Source organism: Paenibacillus sp. OT2-17 (genome assembly GCF_009827695.1).
GTDB lineage: Bacteria > Bacillota > Bacilli > Paenibacillales > Paenibacillaceae > Paenibacillus > Paenibacillus polymyxa_B.
This window is the reverse complement of sequence record NZ_WUDQ01000611.1, coordinates 1-2,093: the sequence shown is the minus strand read 5'-3', so window position 1 is coordinate 2,093 and position 2,093 is coordinate 1. Positions and strand designations below refer to the sequence as shown.

The 2,093-nt window shown below is 46.2% G+C and carries 3 protein-coding genes; all 3 read left to right on the top strand.

Going from position 1 to position 2,093, the window contains the following annotated elements; genetic code table 11:
- The coding region (locus GRP75_RS25200) for an MATE family efflux transporter (RefSeq protein WP_272917236.1) at positions 1 to 494 on the top strand (494 nt) is incomplete at its 5' end.
- A 194-nt stretch (positions 495 to 688) separates the two neighbouring features.
- Positions 689 to 1,666 (top strand): S8 family peptidase, encoded by a 978-nt coding sequence (locus GRP75_RS25195; protein ID WP_160790697.1) that lies wholly within the window; start codon positions 689 to 691, stop codon positions 1,664 to 1,666.
- Between the two features lie 157 nt (positions 1,667 to 1,823).
- A partial coding sequence (locus tag GRP75_RS25190; protein WP_160790696.1) for a tetratricopeptide repeat protein occupies positions 1,824 to 2,093 on the top strand: 270 nt, incomplete at its 3' end.

Here is a 2,093-nt window from a genome sequence, read left to right as displayed (position 1 = left end):
GGACAGAAATTATTGTTGCCCGCCTGATTGGAGCAGGAGACAAGGAAAAGGCCTATCATCAACTTTTACGGAGCCTGAAATGGTCTTTGGTCATTACGATTGCTATGATCGTGGTAGTATCCTTTTTCCGATATGAAGTGATGGCGATCTTTACAGATGAGCCGGCGATCATTCAATTAGGGGCAGCAATTTTGCTCTTCTGTATATTGCTGGAGCCGGGCCGAGTGTTTAATCATGTTGTCATTAACTCCTTGCGAGCGGCGGGAGATGTTCAGTTCCCGTTGATGATGGCCATTATTTCAATGTGGGGGATTAAAATCCCGCTAGCATATGTGCTGGGCATTCATATGGGATATGGTGTGCTGGGAGTGTGGATTGCACATGCCTGCGATGAGTGGGTACGAGGCATTTTCCACTATTTACGCTGGAAGGGGCGGAAATGGCAGCACAAATCGCTGTTATCTAAGGCTGAACTTCAGGCGGAATCAGCCTAAGGCTGAAAGAGATTCTACAACAGACATTCTTCAAGCGAATTGGAGGATGTCTGTTTTTTTTACAAAAATAAGCAAAATGGGGATGTTCAAACTTTTCAAAAATTGCTAGAATATAGTAACCTCGAATGTAGTAGAGGTTTTCAAAGTTTCAAAGACGGATGGTTTCCGATTGAATCCATGAAGGAGGGAATAAGATGGAACGTAAAGTGCATATCATTCCTTACCAAGTGATCAAGCAGGAGCAACAAGTGAATGAAATACCGCGAGGTGTAGAGCTGATTCAGGCTCCTGCGGTATGGAACCAGACTCGAGGCCGAGGCGTGAAGGTGGCGGTGCTGGACACGGGCTGTGATTCGGACCATCCTGATTTGAAGGCGCGCATTATTGGCGGCCGGAATTTCACGGATGATGATCAAGGTGATCCGGAAATTTTCAAGGATTACAACGGTCATGGTACGCATGTGGCAGGAACCATTGCAGCAGCAGAAAATGCGGATGGTGTCGTGGGTGTTGCTCCAGAGGCAGACCTGCTCATCATCAAAGTGCTAAACAAGCAGGGCTCCGGTCAATATGACTGGATTATTCAAGGCATCTATTATGCGATTGAGCAAAAGGCAGATATCATATCGATGTCACTTGGCGGTTCTGAGGATGTGCCAGAGCTTCATGAAGCAGTAAAAAAGGCTGTAGCTAGCCAAATCTTAGTCATCTGTGCAGCTGGAAATGAGGGAGATAGTGACGACAGAACGGACGAGCTCGGCTACCCCGGCTGCTATAATGAAGTGATTAGCGTAGGTGCTATCAATTTTGACAGGCACACCTCAGAATTTAGTAATTCTAATAATGAGGTGGATTTGGTTGCACCGGGAGAAGATATTTTATCAACCGTTCCGGGCGGCAAATATGCGACCTTTAGCGGAACTTCGATGGCTACTCCGCACGTAGCAGGTGCATTGGCGTTGATTAAGCAGCTGGCGAATGCGAGCTTTGAGCGTGATCTCACCGAACCGGAATTATACGCACAACTCATCAAACGCACGATTCCACTGGGCAATTCTCCTAAGCTGGAGGGCAACGGTCTACTGTACTTGACGGCAGTGGAGGAGCTTTCTCGTATTTTCGACGCGCAGCGTGTAGCGGGAATACTAACTGTAGGATCATTGAAGGGTTAAATAAACCGTAACTTCAATTCGGAAATATAGCGGCTCTCCTAAAGGGAGGGTCGTTTTTTTGGATTTCAAATCTTAGGAAAAACTCCATTTACATTGCATTCAAATGTCGGGTAACATATATCTCAAAGATAGGCATGAGTCAGAAGTGGAGGAGAATATGAACGATATCATGGCGCAAGCTGACGAGCTTAGACGAACAGGGCAAGCAGAGAAAGCACGTAAGCTTCTTTTAAAGGCATTAGAACAGCAGCAAAATGATGCAGAATTGTGGTATCAGACAGCTTGGACGCATGATTCATTGGGCTTAGAGAGGGAAGCGGTTGCCTATTATGAAAAAAGCCTAGGTATGGCGTTATCCGCAGAATCAAGAAAAGGAGCCATCCTGGGACTAAGCAGTACATATCGTGTATTGGGAGATTACGCCAAG